This is a genomic window from Silvibacterium dinghuense (assembly GCF_004123295.1).
GTDB lineage: Bacteria > Acidobacteriota > Terriglobia > Terriglobales > Acidobacteriaceae > Silvibacterium > Silvibacterium dinghuense.
In genome coordinates, this window is the sequence record NZ_SDMK01000002.1 from 724,605 (window position 1) to 741,889 (window position 17,285).

Below are 17,285 nucleotides of genomic sequence, written 5' to 3' on the forward strand. Positions count from 1 at the left end.
CCAGGTTTGGCCCGCTGTCCGCAGGAAGAACAATCAGATCCTTTCGCGCATGGATAGAAGTTCAGCCGGCTATGACAGCGCCTCAGGTTCCGCCGGCCAGGATGCAAGTCATTAAGATGCACGGTTTGCTACCCGCGACCGGGCAAGCAGCAAAGCATGCTCACACGGCTCTTCTTGATTGCGACTTCTATACTAATGAAAGAACGAATGTTGCTAAAGAAAGCAGGAAAACCGGTGAACGCAGTCCCCGAACACACGGCCCAGGCACGCGATACCAGAGAGCGCTACTCCCGGCAGATTCTCTTTCGCGGGATCGGTGCCACGGGCCAGGAGCGGCTCACAGCCGGCCACGTCGCTGTCGTTGGCTGCGGAGCCACCGGGGCCGCGGCGGCCGGCCTGCTTGCCCGCGCCGGGGTCGGCACCCTTACCCTGATCGACCGGGATTACGTCGAGGAGAGCAACCTCCAGCGCCAGGTTCTCTTCGACGAGCAGGACGTCGCTGAAGCCCTGCCCAAAGCCGAAGCCGCACGCCGCAAGATCGCCCGCTTCAATAGTGAGGCCGTCGTCCATGCCCATGTCGCCGATCTCGCGCCGGCAAACATCCATGAGCTGCTCGGCAGCGCAGAGCTCGTCCTCGACGCCACCGACAACTTTGAAACCCGCTACCTGCTCAATGACTATGCGGTCGAACAGCAAAAGCCGTGGATTTACTCTGCCGCCGTCGGCGCCTACGCCGCGACCATGAATATCCTGCCCGGCGAAACGGCCTGCCTGGCCTGTATCTTCCCTGAGCCGCCAGGCGGCGTGGTCGAAACCTGCGACACCGCCGGCATCCTCAATGCGGCGGTGAACTTCGCCGCCTCCATCGCGGTCACCGAGGCGATGAAGCTGCTCACCGGCGCCCGGGATCAGCTTCGCCGCACCCTGCTCTCTTACGATCTCTGGACCCATGAATTTTCCGAGATAAAGACCACACGCCCATGGCCCGGCTGCCGCGCCTGCTCCGAGCGTGATTTTCCCCACCTCCGCGGCGAGGGACGGCCGCACATCACTCTTTGCGGCCGCAACTCCGTCCAGATCCACGAACACCATCGCCCTGTCGATCTCACCGCGATGGCCGAGCGCCTGCGTGCCCATGGCAACGTTCGCTCCAACAGTATGCTGCTGCGCTTCGAGCGCGGGGAGCACGTTCTTACCGTCTTCACTGATGGGCGCGCCATTATCCAGGGCACGACGGACGTCGCCCAGGCGCGCAGCCTCTATGCCCGCTTCATCGGCTCCTGATCGCGATGCTCTACGGCCCGGGTCTGGCAGACAGCCCGGGCAACCTTTCTTCCGCGGCTCGCTTCGTAACAGAAAATACCCAACGGCCTACCGACATTCGGCAGATCGGATGAACTATTCTGTTTCAACATCGACAGGCAACCCTCAGGGAGCGAGCCTTCATGGAATTCCTGCAAGACAAATGGAGCCGGGCATGAGCGCGGGCCCGGCGACACAAAAGCCGGCAGTTCAGCACATGCGCCGCAATCCACCTATCGCCGGCGAGGCCGAGGCCATTCAGGCCGCCCAGAACGGCGATGCAACTGCCTTTGAAACCCTCTATTCGCTGCACAAGCGCCGCGTCTACAGCCTCTGCCTGCGCATGCTGGGCAACGTGGCCGAAGCCGAAGACCTGACCCAGGAGGCCTTCCTCCAGCTCTACCGCAAAATCGGCACCTTCCGCGGCGATTCCGCCTTTTCCACCTGGCTGCATCGCCTTTCCGTCAATGTCGTCCTTATGCATCTGCGCAAGAAAGGCCTTCCCCAGGTCTCTCTGGAAGAAACACTCGAGCCTTCGCAGGAAGATGGACCGCGCAAAGACCTCGGTGCGCGTGATCTCATGCTCTCCGGTTCCATCGACCGCGTGACCCTGGAGCGCGCCGTCGAGAACCTGCCTCCCGGCTACCGGCTCGTTTTCGTCCTGCACGATGTCGAGGGATATGAGCATAATGAGATTGCCACCATGCTCGATTGCTCCATTGGAAACAGTAAGTCCCAACTTCATAAAGCGCGCATGAAGCTGCGCGAGCTCCTCCGTACGGGTGAGCGGAAGGAGGCTGCCGTATGACCGACACGCGCCCGGGAATCGATAATCAGGAGTGCGCTGCGTTTCAGGAAAAACTGCCTGATCTCTTCGAGTCGCAAACCGATCTTTCTTCGCTGGAACACCTGAAAACCTGCGAAAACTGCGCCGCGCTCGTTCGTGATCTGGAATACATCGCGCAACAGGCCAAACTCCTGCTGCCGATCCACGATCCCAGCCCCGCGGTCTGGAGCCGGATCGAGAACGCGATCCAACAGGATCCGCCCAGCGGCAGCAACGCGCCGGCCACCACATAGGATGTGAACCCTCTCTTGCCCGGGAAGCGCACCCACCGTTTCACGGGCGAGACAGCTTTTTCATCTCAGTGATATTCTGAGCGCGTTTCGTCACCTCGCGCACACTGAGAGCCGCTTTGCCGTTCCTTTCTTTCTCTTCCGACCTTTATTTTCTCCAGCGGAGCGCCTGCTAGCGTATGTCGCACGCCGCCCCTCTTCCCCGCTCCTCGCAGGATGCCGCCTCCCCGGACACGCCACTGCTGCCTCAAGGCGTAATGCGCACCTACCTGCTGGTCAATGTCCTCTTCCTGCTTTGGGGCATTCCCAACAACCTGAATGACGTCCTCATCCGCCAGTTCATGAAGTCTTTCGAGCTCAATCGGCTCGAGGCTGGCCTGGTCCAGTTCGCCTTCTATCTCGGATATTTCCTGCTCGCACTTCCCGCCGGCATTCTCATGCGCCGCAAAGGATACAAGGCCGGCTTCCTTACCGGTCTCATCCTTTTCGCCAGCGGATGCTTCCTCTTCCTGCCGGCTGCGGAAATGGGCCGATACAGCTTCTTTCTCGGCGCGCTCTTTGTCGTAGCCAGCGGTCTTGCTTTCCTGGAAACAGCGGGCAGTCCCTTTGTCGCCCAGCTTGGCCCCAGCGCGACTGCCGAGCGCCGCCTGAATATCTCTGCCGCCTTCAATCCCACCGGTTCGATCCTCGGCGTGGTCGTCGGGAATCTCTTCATCTTTTCGGGCGTCGAACTCTCCCATACGCAGGTCGCCACCATGCAGGCCGCCGGCACCTACGCCGCTTATCTCCATAAAGAGACGCTGCGCGTCGTCGCTCCCTATCTCGTCCTTGGCGTCATCGCCCTGGTCTGGGCCGGTCTGATCGCCGCCACGCGCTTCCCTGCCTTTATCACGGCGCGGGAACACAAGGCCGAGGTCGCCGGCAACTGGCGCGACCTGCTGCGCGAAAAGCATTTCCTCCATTCACTCCTCGCCCAGTTCGCCTATGTCGGCGCACAGGTCGGCACCTGGAGCTACCTGATCCAGTACGCCCACGACTATGCGCATACCCCCGACCGCACCTCGGGATGGCTGCTTACCGGCACCCTGATCGCCTTCGCCATCGGCCGCATCGTCTCGTCGTGGCTCATGCGTTTCTTCAATCCCACGCGTCTCATGGCCATCTACGCCATCGCCAATGCGATTCTCCTGGTCCTGGCACTGGCTCGCCCTGGCTGGATCGGATTGGGCGCGATCCTGCTCACCAGCTTCTTCATGTCGGTGATGTTCCCCACCATCTTCGGTCTCGGCCTCAAGGATCTCGGCCCCAACACGAACATCGCAGGCTCGCTGCTGGTCATGACCATCATCGGCGGAGCGCTTCTCACGCTGCTCATGGGCTGGCTGGCCGATCACTTCCACAGCACGGCGATCGCCTATGCCGTGCCACTGGTCTGCTATCTGATCGTGCTCCAGTTCTGCACCGCCATGACGCGTTATACCCGCCAGCGGCTTACCGTCTCTACGTTCGAGATATAGCCCGCATATCCGTCCCGGTGGCATAGTATGGCTAACAAGCTCAGCATCATCTGAAGCCGTTTTTGTATCCGAGGAGAACCATTAAGGTGGCCACAAAAAGCAAAGCCCAGGCGGCTGCCCGCTACACGACACCGGCTCTGGAAAAGGGCCTCGATATCCTCGAGCTCTTCGCATCGACTTCCGAGGAGCTTACCAAGCGCGAGGTCGCACGCCGACTCGGCCGCAGCGTCTCCGAGATCTTCCGCATGCTCGTCTGCCTGGAGCAGCGCGGCTATCTTGCCCAGACGCCCGATGAAGATCGCCTCCGCCTCACGCTGAAGCTCTTCCGTCTCGCGCAGGAACATCCACCGGTCCGCCGCCTCACCGAAAAAGCGCTGCCTGTCATGCACGAGCTCGCGCACCATACGAACCAGTCCTGCCATCTCGGTGTGCTCGACAGCTACGAGGTCATCATCGTCGCGCAGGTCGATGCTCCGACCAGCACTGGTTTCTATGTCAAAGCGGGCTCACACGTCGACCTGATGGAGGCCGCCACCGGCCACGTCATCCTCTCGCACCAGCGGCCGGAGATGCGCCGCCGAGCGATCGACGCATGGAAGCATGCGAGCAACAGCCCCCTCCCCGACGACCTCGACGCGCACCTGCAGCGCATCCGGCGCCGCGGCTATGAAGAACGTCCCAGCTACCAGGTCGCGGGTGTCACCAACGTCAGCTACCCCATCCTCGATGCGCAGGGCTATGCCATCGCCGCGCTCACCGTGCCCTTCCTCAAGCGCGTGCACGATGCCACCACTGTCCGCGACGTCCGCACCCACCTCGAAGAAGCCGCACGGCAACTATCCAAAGAAATCGGCGGCCTATAGGCCGCCGCGCATTTGTAACCATTTCACTTCTAAATCCGGCTCTTCCACACCCTAATCGGTGTGGAATACCTCTTCGAGCCCTGCCCACCATGCGCCCGACTCACGGTCTTCAAAGGGTTCCTGCATGGGATCCATCCACTTCCACCACTCCTGCGTCTTCGGACACTCTGCCATCTTCGCCATATCGGCAGCGTGATCCTCGCCGATGTACTCGTAGTAGGCAAACAGCACGCCGTTCCGCAGAAAGATGGTGTAATTCCGGATATTGCAATCGTGGATGGTCTTCAATACCTCCGGCCATACCGCGGCGTGAGCCTTCCGATACTCCGCTTCATGCTCCGGCCGCAGCCGGATGATCTGCCCGTAACGCTTCATTCCTTCTCCTCCGGCTGTACGGTGGCAATCTCCAGGCCGCCCCGAGCACTCGACTCGTAGAGCGCCTCAACCAGCCGCATGGTTTCATAACCGTCATCGTAATGGGTCGGCAGCGTCGCCACCGAGCCCTCTACGTACGCCTGCAGATGCCCCATGGTACCCATGAAGGCATCTGGGAAATTGTTGCCGCTTACCGGCAAATGCTGCCACTCAGCAGCCTCGTTGCCCCGCGGCGCATACTCCGCGGTATCGGGACGCCCCTTCGGATAATCGAGATTCAACCCCATCGAAATGCGCGCCGCACCCGCCGTCCCCTCCCACTGCACAAAGCTGTGCTGGTGCTCGGGACCGAACTGATGGCTGTGATTCGTCGCTACGAAAACACGCATCGATTCGCCGTAGTCGAGAATGGCCACGGTCTTTGTCGCCGCCAACTGCGCCGTCTGCGGACTCTTCACGGTCTTCGCCATCACCCGCAGCGGATTGCCCAGCCAGGAGCGAATCAGATCGAAGTAGTGAATGCTGTGATAAAGAATCTCGAGCCGCGGGGCAGTTGCGAGAAAGCTCCATAACTGCCACGGCGTGTACGTCCGCGTCTGCACTTCGAGGTCATGAATCTCGCCCAGCAGCCCGGCATCGTCCAGTTTGCGCACCGCAAGATTGTTCGGCGAATAGCGCAGAGAGAAGTTCACCGAAGCCGTCAGCCCCTTGTCCCGGCAGATCTGCCGGATCGCCGCTGCTTCGGCCAGCGTCTCTCCCATCGGCTTCTGCATCAGCACTGCAGAGCCATCCGGCAACTGCGGCAGAATCGCCGTCAGCTGCGAGGCAGGCACCGCTACGTCGAAGACCGCATCCGACGGCGCAAATTTGACCGCCTCGGCTACGGAACCGAATGAAGCTCCGATGCCGTGCTCTTTTGCGACAGAGGCTGCGCGCTCCGCAACCGTATCCATCATGCCAATCACCGGGAACCCGGCTTTTGTGTATGCAGGCAGGTGCGCCGCCTGCACAATCCCGCCTGCGCCAATCACCACAATTGGGTGCGGCTTGCGCGGCCGTGGCATCTCAATCGCCAAAGTATCCGGCAGTTTCTGTTTCTGATCCAACGTCATCTCCACATTCCAGCCTACGCCGTCTCCAGCACCAGCACTGTTGCCACCGGATCAAGCGCCTTTCCCGGCAGCGTCACTTCGATGGCGCTGCCATCGTGCGTCACCTTCAGCGGCTTACGATCCGCCAGCAGATAAGCGTCCGTCACTGAGCGGGGCACAGAGGCAAGCTGGAAGCTTTCGCCCGGCCATTCCAGCAGATGGATGTAGATCCGGTCCACCTTGGTCGTTGAGCGCCACTTCCACTCCGGAATAAACTTCGCGCTGCCGTCCTTCTCTTTCTCTGTCGTGGAAAAAGAGCCGGCCTCCGCACCGAAGAGCGTCGGCGTCGTGCCATAAATCGACTCGCCGTTGACCTTCAGCCAGCGGCCCATCGCTTCCAGCCGTTCGAGTTCCGCCTCAGGGACTTCCCCCGTCGACTTCGGACCGATATTCAGCAGGTAATTGCCGCCCTTGCTGGCAATGTCGATCAGGTTGTGCAGCAGGGTCTCGGTACTCTTGAAGTTCGTATCGTCCGTCTTGTAGCCCCAGGTGCCGTTCATCGTCATGCACGACTCCCAGTCCTTGCCCGGATATCCATTCGCTGGAATGTACTGCTCCGGCGTCTCCGTATCGCCGCTGTAGCCGCCGCCCAGGCGGTTGTTCCAGATCAGTTTCGGATGCTGGTTCAGCACCTTCACCACTTCCCCTGCCAGCTCCGGTGTCATATCCGAGCTAGGAGTATCGAACCAGAGGATCGCCGGAGCTTCGCCATAATTCGTCAGCAACTCCTGAATCTGCGGAATCGACTTGCGGTGCAGATAATCGGCAAAGCTGCCGTCCTGTGCCGGATCCCAGTGGTATGTCGGCGGCTTGTGATCGCCAGTCTGATACGCCGCTCCGCCGGGAGCGGTCCAGTCCTGATCCTGCGAGTAGTAAAAGCCCAGCTTCATGCCCTGCTTCCGGCACTCCGCCGCAAGCGCCTTGAGAGGGTCCTTCTTATACGGGGTCGCGTCGACGATGTTGAAAGGATCGGCCTTCGACGCAAACATGGCGAAGCCCTCATGGTGCTTCGCCGTGATCACGATGTACTTCATGCCCGCCGTCTTCGCCAGCGTCACCACGCGCTCCGCGCTGAACTCTGTCGGGTTGAACTGCGGGGCCAGCGCTTTGTAGTCCGCAACCGGAACGGAAGCATCGATCATGAGCCACTCTCCCGCGCCGGGCACTTCCTTTCCATTCCAGCGTCCTGCAGGAATCGAATACAGTCCCCAGTGGATAAACATGCCGAAGCGCGCCTCGCGGAACCAGTGCATGCGTGCATCGCGCTCCGCTTTCGTCTCCGTATCCTGGATCGACGGCACCGGATGCTTCTTCGTCGTGTCGATGTGGTCACCTTTCAACTGCGACCAGGCCTGCTTTCCACCGACCGCGACACCTGTCGCCGCCAGCACCATGCCCTTTGAAAACCTTCGCCTCGACACTTTCATGCGCTTCTCCTCTGCGTCGTCTACGCCACCGGTCCTGCCTGCGGCAACTCGGAACCACTGTATCATGAGCAAGATAGACGCTTCACAGGCGGAACGCGCCCATTCTCTCCGGCAACCGCTTCCCGCCCATCCCAACCTATAATGACCAGCAGCAATATGTCCGCTACTCCAGCTCCGCAACGCATCGTCCTCATCGGCTTCATGGGAGCCGGCAAGTCCACCACCGGCCGCCTGCTGGCCAGTGCCCTCGGCTGGCGTTTCGTCGACTCTGACGATCTCATCGAGGCCCGCGTCGGACATACCATTGCCGAAATCTTCACGACGCAGGGAGAAGACGCATTCCGCGCCCTCGAGTCCGAAGTCATTCGCCAACAGTGCTGCGAGCAGCACCTCGTCCTTGCCCTGGGCGGAGGCGCAATCGAACACCCCTCTACGCGCGAACACCTGCACACATTGCCTGACACGCACATCGTTTATCTCGAAGCTCCGCTCGACGTCATGGTGGCCCGCTGCCTGGAGCAGCCGGGAGCTGCCATCCGCCCGGTCCTCGCCGACCGAGTTCGCCTGGCCCATCGCTTCACCTCGCGTATCCCGCATTACCGCACCGCACATCTCACCGTCGCAACCGCTCATCTCACTCCGGAACAGGTTGTAGAACGCATCTTAGCGGCGCTGGGCGGAACACCGTTCGAACCGGCCCCCTCCGCCGCCGGGGAGAATCTACCCACACGATGAACATCCAGCGAGAAGCCGCTCTTGCGGCCCAGCGCGCGAATGAAACCAGCGCCCCCAGAATCCCTTCTCCCCGCGCGCATATCCTCTTTGCCTTCGGTGTCGCTCTCGCGCTTTACACTGCCTGGCATGTCCGCGAAGAACTTGTTCTGCTCTACGTCAGCGCGCTCTTCGCTGTGGTCCTCATGCCTGTCGTCCGCTTGATCACCGGTCTGCACATCGGACGCTGGTCACCGGGCCGCGGTTTGGCCATTCTGCTGCTGCTCATTGTCGTCGCCGGGGCGGCCACGCTCTTTTTCGCCTTCGCCCTGCCGCCGGTCATCCGCGACCTGCATGAGTTCCTCCGCGAACTGCCCACGCGCGGACCGCAGCTGCTCGCACGGATTCGCAAGCTGCCTTTTGCCCAGCGCGTCGATGTGAATTCGCTCAACGCCAAGCTGCAGGATTTTGCCTCGAATTTTGCCACTTACCTCTTCTATTCCATCAAAAACTGGGCTGGAGCCCTCGCTCAGATCGTCACCGGCGTTATCCTGACCATCTACTTCATGCTCGAAGGCGAGACCGCCTATCGCTGGCTGCTCTCGTTCTTCCCCGTCGAGCAGAGACAGCGCCTCGATACCACGCTGGCGCGGGCCGAGGTCAGGATGGGCAAGTGGCTCCTCGGCCAGGGACTCCTGATGCTCATCCTTGGAGTCTGCAGCACAGTCACCTACAGCCTGCTGCACATCCGCTACGCTTATGCGCTCGGAGTCCTCACCGGCCTGCTCAACATCATCCCGTTTGTCGGTGCGCTGATCTCCATCTGCCTGGCGATCCTGGTCGCAGCCATCGACTCCTGGGGGCATGTGATCGGAGTAGCCATCTTCTACGCCATTTACTCCCAGGTGGAAACTTCCGTTCTCACCCCGCGTATCATGCGCACCAGTGTCGATCTCGCCGGCCTCGCAGTCATTGTCGCCCTGCTCCTCGGCTCTGCTCTGGCTGGAGTCATTGGTGCCATGGTCGCCGTACCGACCGCCGTTCTTGTTGCCGTACTGCTGAATGAATATGCCGTCAAGCCAGACGCCATCATCGAGACACCACAAACGCTGAAATAAGAGCCGGACTGAACCTCCCACACCTCACCTCCACAGGCTCCGGAGCGGCTACGTTAAAATGAGGAGTTGCCACCTCATGCCTCCTGCCTCCACCAGTCCCGTGATTGCTTCGCCTGACGTGAAGGCAGACGAGCCGGAGCCAGCTCCGGTCATGCGGCAGACGCGTGCTACCGCAGCCGGAGCCGCTGCCGCCCGTATCGCCGACTACCGCGAGCTGTTCAAGGATCGCGTCACCCTCATGGTGATGCTCACCGCCTGGGCCGGCTTCTATCTCGCTTCCATGCGCTCGGGGATCAGCAGCGTGCAGCCTGGCCTCGTCGAAGCGCTGGTGGGCATCGGTCTCGTCTCTGCCGGGTCGGCAGCGCTGAATGAATGCATGGAGCGCCGTCACGACGCGAAGATGATCCGCACAGCGAATCGTCCTCTGCCTTCGGGACGCATCAGCCTTGCGCATGGCCTGCTGCTTGGCTTCGGAGCGGTCATCGCAGGCTCCGTCTGGCTCATCCATGCGACCAATTTCATCACCACCGTGCTCACGCTGAGCACCGCATTCAGCTATGTCGCCATCTATACGCCGCTCAAACGCTACACCAGCCTCGCCACCTTCATCGGAGCCTTCCCCGGCGCCATGGGCCCGCTGCTGGGCTGGACCGCGGTCCGCGGGGCCATCGAGTGGCCTGCGGTTTCGCTCTTTGCCATTCTCTTTGTCTGGCAGTTCCCTCACTTCATGGCGATTTCATGGCTCTATCGCGAGGACTACGGCCGCGCCGGTATCCGCATGCTGCCCGTCGTCCAGCCCGACGGCTGGTCCACCGTACTGGAAGCCGTGACCTACGCCATCCTGATGATCCCCGTCAGCCTCGCGCCGGTGTATCTGCATGTCGCAGGCCCGATCTATGGCGTCATCGCTACCATCCTCGGCATCGTTTACCTGGCCTACACCATCCGCTTCGGACGCATCACCCGCGCCCGCTCACATACGGAATCGAAGATGTACGCCCGCGATCTGCTCAAGGTCAGCGTGATCTATCTTCCCCTGCTGCTCACCGCCCTCATGCTCAATGCGCGGGCCAAATAATTTCATGACGTCGGAGAATGCCAGCCATGTCCACGGCCGTTGATCCTCGCCAGCCCGGAACACCCGGCAGGACCATTGCCACCATCATCGCCGTCAGCGCCGCCGCCAGCGCATTCATCTGCTGGCTGGTTTATTTCCACGTGCCCGCGGATGCGGGGGGCGAACACTTCCGTTTCCTGCCTGCGGTCAATGCTGTACTGAATGCCCTCAGCACCGTGGCCCTGCTCTTTGGCTTCTATTACATCAAGCAGCACAAGATCCTCCAGCATCGCCGCTCCATGCTGACGGCGTTCTTTTTCTCCTCGATCTTTCTGGTCTCCTACCTGACCAATTTCGCTCTGCACGGCGAAACGAAGTTCAACCGTCATAATCCGCTCTGGGGCTTCTACTGGAAGCTGCTGCTCTCGCATATCCTGCTCTCGGTCGTAGCGCTGCCCATCATTCTCATCACCTTCTTTTTCTCGCTCAGCGGACGCATTCCGGCTCATCGCCGCATTGCGCGCTGGACCTTCCCCATCTGGCTCTACGTCTCGATCACCGGCGTGCTCGTGTACGCCATGCAGGCTGCCTGCCGCTAACGCGATTACCGAGGAGTCTTATGTCGCACGCCGTCATGGAACAGGAACCCGAACGCCAGCCTGAGAGCCAGGCACAGGATGCTGTGCCGGCGCATATCTCGCTTGAGCGTCCGGGCGACCTCAATGACGACGGCACGCGTCAGCTCCTCCGCGCCGGAGCCGGTATTCTCGCCGTGGGAACCCTCGCCGCGCTGCTGACCGTCAGCATCCTGGGCGGCATCGGCCCGCAGGGACCGCACACCAACGCCGGGTGGCTTGCCCTGATGGTCGCGCTCATGTGCTGGCCCTTCGGCTCGCTCTGTTTCCTGCTCGGAGCCGCCAAGTGGCTCCGCAACCGCCACATTTCCAGCCAGGGCACTGGGCACGGCCGTAACCGGCGATAGCGTTTCGGCTATCCCAATTCCCTCTCCCCTACGCCCTATTTGTTATCCTTCTCAAGATAGAAAGCGTCCTTCAGCGGCGCAGTGATTGGAGCTCATCGACCCCATGGCCAAGACAGTCAACAAAGTCATTCTCCTCGGCAACGTCGGCAAGGACCCGGAAATCCGCGCAACCGCGGGGGGATCCTTCGTCGCCAGCTTTTCGCTGGCCACCACCGACCGCAGCAAGGATCAGTCCGGCAACTGGACAGACCGCACCGAGTGGCACAACCTCGTCGCCTTCCAGCGCACCGCCGAGATCATCCGCGACTACGTCAAGAAGGGCTCCAAGCTCTACGTCGAAGGCAAGATCCAGACCCGCTCCTGGGACGACAAGACCACCGGCGAGAAGAAGTACCGCACCGAGATCATCGTGAACGACATCGCCCTGCTTTCCGGCCGCGGCGAAGGCGGCGAGGGCGGCGGCTACTCCAGCGGGAGCAGCTACGGCGGAAGCAGCAACTACAACCGCGGCGGCGCTTCGAGCTACGACCAGCGCGGTCCCGGCGGCGCAGACGACCTCGTCAGCTCGACGGAAATCACCGACGACGATATCCCATTCTAGTTTGAGCTTTCACGCAGGAACGACAAACGGCGCAGCCTGAAGGCTGCGCCGTTTTCCTGCTCGAAACCCGGGCCGGCAGGGCTACTCGTCGTTATCGGTCGGCTTGTCCATGTGGTCGATCACCAGCTTGAAGCCCTCGTACTTCCCTGTCTTCAGCTCGAGCCCCAGCGGCTTCACCGGCCAGAGGAGAATTTCAAGATCGCGGTCATGCGTGGGGTTGTTGCCCGCCGAGGTCATGGTGAAATCATAGCGCCCGGTCAGGCCAGTACGGTCGTGGACCTGCCGGCTGGGCGACATCTGCTGCAGGAATTCGGCCAGCCCGGCCACCTGGACGCCGTAGAAGTGTACGACCGTCCGCCCGTTCGACCACTCGAGCTTCTTCTCGCCACCCGAGGCGAAGGGTATGCCTCCAGCCGGCAGTGGCGCTTTCGGATCGGAGGGCTTCATGCCGGTGAGGCCCTTGGGACCGACCACCAGCGTGTAGTCGGTAAACTCGGCGGGCACGGTGTGGGCTTCGAGGTGGCAGCGGGTCTTTAGCAGGTCCCGCATGGCCGCCCTCAGCAGTTCATGGCGAGGGCCCTGGTCGCGCCACGCCGCCTCGTCGGCCTCGGAAACACGCGCGCGAATCGTGTACCAGTCCGGGGTGTACATCCACTTCGGCATGTGCAGGATGGGGAAGGTTTCCCACGAGTTGTCGTCGGGCGCGTAGGCGATCGCCACCATCATCCACACCGTCAGGTTCGCAGTGAAGCCGGTCGGTGAAGGATTGAAGTTGACGCCCTCGCCGATGACGCCCGGCCGGACCGGACGAATGGAGGTGACCTCGAACCGCATGCTCTTTGACGGTTCACCACTACCTTCGGCGATCATGGCAGTGCTGCCGAAGAGGAGGACTCCGGCGAAAAGACACAAAGAGGCGGGCACAGCTCGGCACAGCCTGATCAACAGGAACATTCAGCCCTCACGCAGCGCACGGAAAGGATGGCGTACCCAGTCTATTGCAGCGCGAGGGCTATCGGGAGCGCTATCTTTGCACGGATGCCAGCTCGCGGCCGCTGCCACCAGCCGCTTTGTCGAGCAGTTGCTTGGCTTCGGTCAGCGTAATTTCGTGGCTCACCGGATGGAACTCCGACCGCGTCTCCCGCTGATTCTTGGTCACATCTTTGAAGAGCAGGATCTTGCCCTCCACATGGACTTCCACCAGGGATGTTTTCCAGTGCTCCGCGCTCACCTGCATGCGCCCGATTTCAAATGTCCCACCCTGATCGACGTGTCCCAGCAGGCCATAGCCGAAGTCGACACGCTGCTCCAGCACTCCGTGCATCGCGATCATCCGCTTGAGCCGCGGATTCACCGTGATGGTCCCGGCCATCGCGTGCATGATCCGCTCTTCGTAGCCCGAGGGTGTAAACGCTGGATCAGGCCGGAAGCCGATACGCACAGCATCGCTGCTCTCGACGCGGTCGTAGGTGAAAAGAAACGCCTTTGGCAGCATTTCCATCACCCGGCGCAGCCGTTCTTCGTCCGCCTCATGCGCCTTGCGGACCTTATCCATCGCACCCGGGTGCTCGACCAGTGTCTTGAGTCGCTGTTCTTCTTCAGCCCGCGCCGTGTTGTCCAGAGGAGCGCCCTGTTGCTCGATCACACGGAAAATCGGCCCCTCGGAGGTCTCCACCTGCTCGCGCACCAGCGCACGGCCGGCCTCCAGCCGCTCGCTGCGATACTCCCAGAAGCTGTCGCGCTCCCGGTCCTGCATCTCGTTGTAAATCACGTCGGCCACCAGCTTCTGCGCCGGCTCGGCTGGGACAGAGATCTGCGGTTGGGCTACGGCTGCCGGAACCATCGCGAACAGAATCGGCAAGGTGACTGCGAAAGACAAGCGGGATGGCATGGCTCGTATTCACCTCTCGGAGGAAATGAACTCCGCCTCCAGAGTGGCAAATACTTGCCCCCGCGCATGCTAAAAGTCTGAGAATTGCTGCAGAAATTGTGCGAACTGCATCTCCCTCGGAACAGGGTCCGAAGTGGTTCCTCGGCTCCGTCAGCCACGCTGCACTACACTAGCCTCATGCTCGACGAAACCACCTTCCGCCGCCACGCCGACCAGGCCATCGAATCCCTCAAGCGCTCTCTCATCGACGCCGAAGAAGACGGCGGCTTCGAGGTCGAGGAGCAGGGCGGCGTCCTCAATATCGTCTTCGAGGAACCGCCGGCCAAGTTTGTCCTCACGCCGAATGCGCCCGTCCGCCAGATCTGGATTTCCGCTCTCTCCACCAGCTTCAAGCTTGAATGGTCGGAGGAAGCTTCCGCCTTCGTTCTGCCAAAGGATTCCACTCCGCTCAAGCCATTGATGGCTCGCCTCATCAACGAGCAACTCGGTGGCGGCAGCGTCACACTTAACTAGCGTCTTCAGCGGCACTCTCGATTAAAATCCGGTCAACGCCTTACAGCACCTAAATCAGACCCGGGTAGCCTCAGGGCTGCCTGTAAGGATGGCCGATGCCCCGTTCCTCTTTGTTAGCCGCGGCGCCCATGCTCGCCGCGGCACTTCTGCCCGCTGCCGTCGCCTTGTCTTCGTTTACTGTCTCAGCCCCTGCCTACGCACAGTCACCCGACTCCTCTATCGGCAAGAAGACCGCTGGCATGCGTCACTGGGATGGCTTCCTGCCCCTCGACTGGGACGCAAAGAACGGCAAGCTTTATCTCGAAGTCAGCGATTTCGATAAGGAATTCCTCCTCCTCGACCAGCTCCCCTACGGCATCGGTTCGAACGATCTTGGCCTCGATCGCGGACAGCTTGGCCGCGGAAAGGTGGTGCATTTCTACCGCAGCGGGAACAAGATCCTGCTCATCGAACGCAACCTGATGTACCGCTCCAGCTCTCAGGACCCGGCCGAGCGCCTCGATGTCGAACAGTCCTTCGCCCGCTCCGTCGTCTGGGGCTTCCCAGTGGAGGCGGAAGAGAACGGCAAGGTTCTCGTCGATGCCACCGGCTTCTTCCTCCGCGATCCGCACGGTGTCGGGGAGCGCCTGCAGCAGGCCAAGCAGGGCGATTACGCCATCGACCCCAGCCGCTCCGTTATCGTTCCTGAAGATACGAAGAACTTTCCGGAAAACACCGAAGTCCAGGCGATGATTACCTTCGCCGCGCACGGCCACACCGGCAAGCTCATCGACTCGGTCACGCCCGATGCCCACGCCGTCACCGTCGAAGAGCACACCTCGCTCATCCAGCTGCCGGACGATCATTACAAGCCGCGCGCCTTCGATATCCGCGCCGGCTACTTCCCTGCCAGCTGGCGAGACTACTCATCCCCTCTTGGCGAACCCATCGATCTGAATTTCATCATCCGTCATCGCCTGGAGAAGAAAGATCCGAATGCGGCGATCAGCGATCCGGTGAAGCCGATCGTCTACTATGTCGACCGCGGTGCCCCCGAGCCGATCCGTTCAGCGCTGGTGGAAGGCGCAAGCTGGTGGAACCAGGCCTTCGAGGCCGCCGGCTTTAGGAATGCGTTTCAAGTAAAAGTCCTGCCCGAAGGCGCCGATCCCATGGACATCCGCTACAACATGATCCAGTGGGTACACCGTTCCACGCGCGGCTGGTCTTATGGCGAAGCGGTCACCGATCCGCGCACCGGCGAGATCATCAAGGGCCAGGTCACGCTCGGCTCGCTGCGCGCCCGTCAGGACTACATGATCGCCGAGGCGCTGCTCTCACCCTATGTGCAGGGCAAACCGGTCACGCCCGAGATGAAGGAGATGGTGCTGCAGCGCATCCGCCAACTGGCCGCACACGAGGTGGGCCACACCCTCGGCCTCGCGCATAACTTCGCCGCCAGCTCCATCGCCCCCGGCACCTCGGTGATGGACTACCCGCACCCGTGGGTCACGCTCGATGCCAACGGCCGTCCCGACCTCTCGCACGCCTACCCAGTTGGCATCGGCGCATGGGACAAGGTCGCCATCGCCTACGGCTACTCGGAGTTCAAACCCGGCTCAGACGAGAAGGCACAGCTCGATCACATCCTGCGCAACGCTACCGACCATGGCCTGCTCTTCATCACCGATGAAGACTCGCGCCCGCTCGGCAGCGCTCATCCGCACGCACATCTCTGGGATAACGGTGCCGATCCGGCCGATGAGCTGAACCGCATCCTCGACGTCCGCGCCGCCGCCCTCAAGCGCTTCGGCGAAGAGGCCATCCCGGTCGGTGAGCCGATGAGCGAGCTCGAAAACACACTCGTTCCGCTCTACCTGCTGCACCGCTACCAGACCCAGGCCGCAGCCAAGGAGATTGGCGGTCTCGACTACCGCTACGCGCTGCGCGGTGACGGCCAGCTCATCACCCAGATCGTCTCGCCTGAAGACCAGCGCAAGGCGCTTGATGCCGTACTCAAGACGCTCGATCCCGCGACGCTCACACTGCCCGAGTCGCTGCTGAAGATTCTGCCGCCCACACCTCCGGGCTATGACCTCAGCCGCTCCGGCAATCCCGAGCCATTCCCCGGACGCACCGGCCTCACCTTCGACCCCGAAGGCGCGGTCGAGTCGGCTGCCGACCTCACGCTCGACCTGCTCTTCGAGCCTAGCCGGGCCTCGCGCCTGGTGCAGTACCATGACCGTGAGCCTGCAGAACCGAGCCTCGACGACGTGATCGAATCGACGCTGAAGGCCACCTGGTATGCGCCGCATCAGTCCGGACTTGCAGGCCTTACGCAGTTCACCGTCGAAGATGCCGTTCTCAATCATCTGCTGGCCCTCGCTGCCAGCAGCGAAACGGAGCCGCAGGCTGCAGCGCAGGCCGGCTACGAGGCATCAAAGCTCAGCGTCTGGCTCAAGTCGCAGACAGAAAACCTGAACCTCGATCCTGATCTCAAGGCCGCATACAGCGCGGCTGAGCAAAAGATCGCAGCCTTCGACAAAAACCCGTCTGCATTCAAAGCCTCTGAAGCACTGGAAGCGCCGCCAGGCCAGCCCATCGGAGACGACGATGAGGATGTCGCAATCTTCTGAGCTGTATTGCTGCTGAAAACCTTCCAACTTAAAGGGCCGCCAGTGAGACTGGCAGCCCTTTTTCTTTTCGTTCCCCCATGCAAGAGAT

General features: G+C 61.6%; 18 protein-coding genes. 13 read left to right on the top strand and 5 right to left on the bottom strand.

What is annotated here, in order from left to right; all coding sequences use genetic code 11:
- Positions 1–234: 234 nt before the first annotated feature.
- The 5 genes from ESZ00_RS12195 to ESZ00_RS12215 all read left to right on the top strand — a co-directional run bounded on the left by ESZ00_RS12195 (position 235) and on the right by ESZ00_RS12215 (position 4,759).
- On the top strand, positions 235–1,284 hold the full coding sequence (locus ESZ00_RS12195) for a ThiF family adenylyltransferase (protein ID WP_229741224.1): 1,050 nt from the start codon (positions 235–237) through the stop codon (positions 1,282–1,284).
- A gap of 193 nt (positions 1,285–1,477) precedes the next feature.
- Entirely contained in the window at positions 1,478–2,110 is a 633-nt protein-coding gene (locus ESZ00_RS12200; protein WP_229741225.1) for an RNA polymerase sigma factor, read from the top strand.
- Complete coding sequence (locus tag ESZ00_RS12205; protein WP_129208538.1) at positions 2,107–2,382, top strand: hypothetical protein; 276 nt, start codon at positions 2,107–2,109, stop codon at positions 2,380–2,382. Before ESZ00_RS12200 ends, ESZ00_RS12205 begins: the two co-directional genes overlap by 4 nt.
- Positions 2,383–2,558: 176 nt before the next feature.
- Complete coding sequence (gene fucP / locus ESZ00_RS12210; RefSeq protein ID WP_129208539.1) at positions 2,559–3,896, top strand: L-fucose:H+ symporter permease; 1,338 nt, start codon at positions 2,559–2,561, stop codon at positions 3,894–3,896.
- 86 nt (positions 3,897–3,982) lie between these two features.
- Positions 3,983–4,759 (top strand): IclR family transcriptional regulator, encoded by a 777-nt coding sequence (locus tag ESZ00_RS12215; RefSeq protein WP_229741226.1) that lies wholly within the window; start codon positions 3,983–3,985, stop codon positions 4,757–4,759.
- A gap of 51 nt (positions 4,760–4,810) precedes the next feature.
- On the opposite strand, the gene ESZ00_RS12220 is transcribed toward ESZ00_RS12215, so the two are convergent.
- The 3 genes from ESZ00_RS12220 to ESZ00_RS12230 are packed head-to-tail and all read right to left on the bottom strand — an operon-like array spanning position 4,811 to position 7,712.
- Positions 4,811–5,134, bottom strand: coding sequence for an L-rhamnose mutarotase (locus ESZ00_RS12220; RefSeq protein WP_129208540.1), 324 nt, complete (start codon positions 5,132–5,134; stop codon positions 4,811–4,813).
- On the bottom strand, positions 5,131–6,240 hold the full coding sequence (locus ESZ00_RS12225) for a Gfo/Idh/MocA family protein (RefSeq protein ID WP_229741227.1): 1,110 nt from the start codon (positions 6,238–6,240) through the stop codon (positions 5,131–5,133). Before ESZ00_RS12225 ends, ESZ00_RS12220 begins: the two co-directional genes overlap by 4 nt.
- Positions 6,241–6,260: 20 nt before the next feature.
- Positions 6,261–7,712: an alpha-L-fucosidase gene (locus ESZ00_RS12230; RefSeq protein WP_164981492.1), complete on the bottom strand. Its 1,452-nt coding sequence runs from the start codon at positions 7,710–7,712 to the stop codon at positions 6,261–6,263.
- A 156-nt stretch (positions 7,713–7,868) separates the two neighbouring features.
- On the opposite strand from ESZ00_RS12230, the gene ESZ00_RS12235 reads away from it, so the two are divergent.
- The 6 genes from ESZ00_RS12235 to ESZ00_RS12260 all read left to right on the top strand — a co-directional run bounded on the left by ESZ00_RS12235 (position 7,869) and on the right by ESZ00_RS12260 (position 12,181).
- Positions 7,869–8,447, top strand: a complete 579-nt coding sequence (locus tag ESZ00_RS12235) for a shikimate kinase (protein ID WP_164981493.1) — start codon at positions 7,869–7,871, stop codon at positions 8,445–8,447.
- Entirely contained in the window at positions 8,444–9,541 is a 1,098-nt protein-coding gene (locus tag ESZ00_RS12240; RefSeq protein ID WP_129208544.1) for an AI-2E family transporter, read from the top strand. Before ESZ00_RS12235 ends, ESZ00_RS12240 begins: the two co-directional genes overlap by 4 nt.
- Positions 9,542–9,617: 76 nt before the next feature.
- Positions 9,618–10,619 (top strand): heme o synthase, encoded by a 1,002-nt coding sequence (gene cyoE / locus ESZ00_RS12245; protein ID WP_308419071.1) that lies wholly within the window; start codon positions 9,618–9,620, stop codon positions 10,617–10,619.
- Between the two features lie 26 nt (positions 10,620–10,645).
- Positions 10,646–11,197 carry a DUF420 domain-containing protein gene (locus ESZ00_RS12250; protein WP_129208545.1) on the top strand — a complete coding sequence of 184 codons (552 nt, stop codon included), beginning with the start codon at positions 10,646–10,648 and terminating at the stop codon, positions 11,195–11,197.
- Between the two features lie 20 nt (positions 11,198–11,217).
- Entirely contained in the window at positions 11,218–11,580 is a 363-nt protein-coding gene (locus tag ESZ00_RS12255) for a hypothetical protein (RefSeq protein ID WP_229741228.1), read from the top strand.
- A 103-nt stretch (positions 11,581–11,683) separates the two neighbouring features.
- Positions 11,684–12,181, top strand: a complete 498-nt coding sequence (locus ESZ00_RS12260) for a single-stranded DNA-binding protein (protein WP_129208546.1) — start codon at positions 11,684–11,686, stop codon at positions 12,179–12,181.
- Between the two features lie 81 nt (positions 12,182–12,262).
- Here ESZ00_RS12260 and ESZ00_RS12265 read toward each other — a convergent pair whose 3' ends face one another.
- Positions 12,263–13,015 (bottom strand): TIGR03435 family protein, encoded by a 753-nt coding sequence (locus tag ESZ00_RS12265; RefSeq protein WP_164981494.1) that lies wholly within the window; start codon positions 13,013–13,015, stop codon positions 12,263–12,265.
- Between the two features lie 190 nt (positions 13,016–13,205).
- On the bottom strand, positions 13,206–14,042 hold the full coding sequence (locus tag ESZ00_RS12270; RefSeq protein WP_129208548.1) for a hypothetical protein: 837 nt from the start codon (positions 14,040–14,042) through the stop codon (positions 13,206–13,208).
- Between the two features lie 207 nt (positions 14,043–14,249).
- Here ESZ00_RS12270 and cyaY point away from each other — a divergent pair, with 207 nt between their 5' ends.
- Together cyaY and ESZ00_RS12280 are read left to right on the top strand one after the other, a co-directional pair.
- Positions 14,250–14,585 (top strand): iron donor protein CyaY, encoded by a 336-nt coding sequence (cyaY, locus tag ESZ00_RS12275; protein ID WP_129208549.1) that lies wholly within the window; start codon positions 14,250–14,252, stop codon positions 14,583–14,585.
- 95 nt (positions 14,586–14,680) lie between these two features.
- Positions 14,681–17,197, top strand: coding sequence for a zinc-dependent metalloprotease (locus tag ESZ00_RS12280; RefSeq protein ID WP_229741229.1), 2,517 nt, complete (start codon positions 14,681–14,683; stop codon positions 17,195–17,197).
- Positions 17,198–17,285: the final 88 nt, after the last annotated feature.

Excerpts from the sequence above, each read along its gene's own strand:
- ESZ00_RS12200 (WP_229741225.1), top strand. The coding sequence starts at position 1,478 with ATGAGCGCGGGCCCGGCGACACAAAAGCCGGCAGTTCAGCACATGCGC.
- cyaY (WP_129208549.1), top strand. The coding sequence starts at position 14,250 with ATGCTCGACGAAACCACCTTCCGCCGCCACGCCGACCAGGCCATCGAA.
- ESZ00_RS12240 (WP_129208544.1), top strand. The coding sequence starts at position 8,444 with ATGAACATCCAGCGAGAAGCCGCTCTTGCGGCCCAGCGCGCGAATGAA.
- ESZ00_RS12280 (WP_229741229.1), top strand. The coding sequence starts at position 14,681 with ATGCCCCGTTCCTCTTTGTTAGCCGCGGCGCCCATGCTCGCCGCGGCA.
- ESZ00_RS12260 (WP_129208546.1), top strand. The coding sequence starts at position 11,684 with ATGGCCAAGACAGTCAACAAAGTCATTCTCCTCGGCAACGTCGGCAAG.
- cyoE (WP_308419071.1), top strand. The coding sequence starts at position 9,618 with ATGCCTCCTGCCTCCACCAGTCCCGTGATTGCTTCGCCTGACGTGAAG.
- ESZ00_RS12235 (WP_164981493.1), top strand. The coding sequence starts at position 7,869 with ATGTCCGCTACTCCAGCTCCGCAACGCATCGTCCTCATCGGCTTCATG.
- fucP (WP_129208539.1), top strand. The coding sequence starts at position 2,559 with ATGTCGCACGCCGCCCCTCTTCCCCGCTCCTCGCAGGATGCCGCCTCC.
- ESZ00_RS12250 (WP_129208545.1), top strand. The coding sequence starts at position 10,646 with ATGTCCACGGCCGTTGATCCTCGCCAGCCCGGAACACCCGGCAGGACC.
- ESZ00_RS12220 (WP_129208540.1), bottom strand. The coding sequence starts at position 5,134 with ATGAAGCGTTACGGGCAGATCATCCGGCTGCGGCCGGAGCATGAAGCG.
- ESZ00_RS12255 (WP_229741228.1), top strand. The coding sequence starts at position 11,218 with ATGTCGCACGCCGTCATGGAACAGGAACCCGAACGCCAGCCTGAGAGC.
- ESZ00_RS12230 (WP_164981492.1), bottom strand. The coding sequence starts at position 7,712 with ATGAAAGTGTCGAGGCGAAGGTTTTCAAAGGGCATGGTGCTGGCGGCG.
- ESZ00_RS12265 (WP_164981494.1), bottom strand. The coding sequence starts at position 13,015 with ATGCGGTTCGAGGTCACCTCCATTCGTCCGGTCCGGCCGGGCGTCATC.
- ESZ00_RS12205 (WP_129208538.1), top strand. The coding sequence starts at position 2,107 with ATGACCGACACGCGCCCGGGAATCGATAATCAGGAGTGCGCTGCGTTT.